This is a genomic window from Bradyrhizobium sp. CSA112 (assembly GCF_029051645.1).
Taxonomy (GTDB): domain Bacteria; phylum Pseudomonadota; class Alphaproteobacteria; order Rhizobiales; family Xanthobacteraceae; genus Bradyrhizobium.
Genome location: NZ_JAACFS010000118.1, coordinates 1 through 810, shown reverse-complemented (window position 1 = coordinate 810; position 810 = coordinate 1). Strand labels below are relative to the sequence as shown.

Genomic DNA, 810 nt, shown 5'->3' with positions numbered 1-810 from the left:
ACGCGCAAACGCCTTCTACCGCAACTCCGGAACGGTTAAATGTAGCGGACCGGAATTCACTGATGGACTTGCGCATTGACCTGGTAAAGGCTGCGTTGCAGCTAACACCTGAGCAGGAAAAATACTGGCCGGCTGTAGAGAGCGCTATTCGTGCCAGGGCGGAGGATCGGAAAGCCCGTGTTGCAAAAATCCAAGAAACAGTGGGTAGACGGGCCGAGGAAAGCCGTTTCGAGGTCATGCGCAATCGTGACCCCATTGCGTTTTTGCATCGGCGCTCGGAAACATTGGCTCAACGATCAGCCGATTTGGATAAGCTCGCCGAGGCGTGGCAGCCACTCTATCAAACGTTCAGTCCCGAACAGAGGCGGCACATGGCGGCCCTCGCGCTCTTTGTACTCCACGATATGAGTGAATCCGTAGAACGGCGTCGTGCGCAGTCTGAGGACGAGGACTGAAGCAAAGTAGTTCGATTCGTGCCTGCCGCATAATGGTCGGAGCATATGCGGCTAACTGAACTTTAAGCCTGGGCGATGTCCGCTTTTGATCAAGAGGCCGACATCCCCGGGGTTTTCAACGTCTGTCCGCAAGAACCCCGCTGAAATTCCGTTCTGTCAATCCACGAAATTCCAGTTCATCATCAATACAAAGGCTGCCCGTAGACTCGGGCTCGAAATACCACCGCCACTTCTCTCCCGCGCCGACGAGGCAATCGAAAGAAGCGGTGACTTCCGCTAGTGTGCAGGTTTTCGGACCTGACCGGCTGGTCTGTCGATGTCCGCTCACGCGGGGATTGTGTTGCAAAAGTTTTTT

2 protein-coding genes are annotated in these 810 nt (G+C 54.9%); one reads left to right on the top strand and one right to left on the bottom strand.

The features are described from left to right. On the top strand, positions 1-455 hold a 455-nt coding region (locus GWE18_RS41930; protein WP_275191308.1), incomplete at its 5' end, for a Spy/CpxP family protein refolding chaperone. Between the two features lie 115 nt (positions 456-570). Here GWE18_RS41930 and GWE18_RS41925 read toward each other — a convergent pair. Beyond that, the coding region (locus tag GWE18_RS41925) for a hypothetical protein (RefSeq protein ID WP_275191307.1) at positions 571-810 on the bottom strand (240 nt) is incomplete at its 5' end.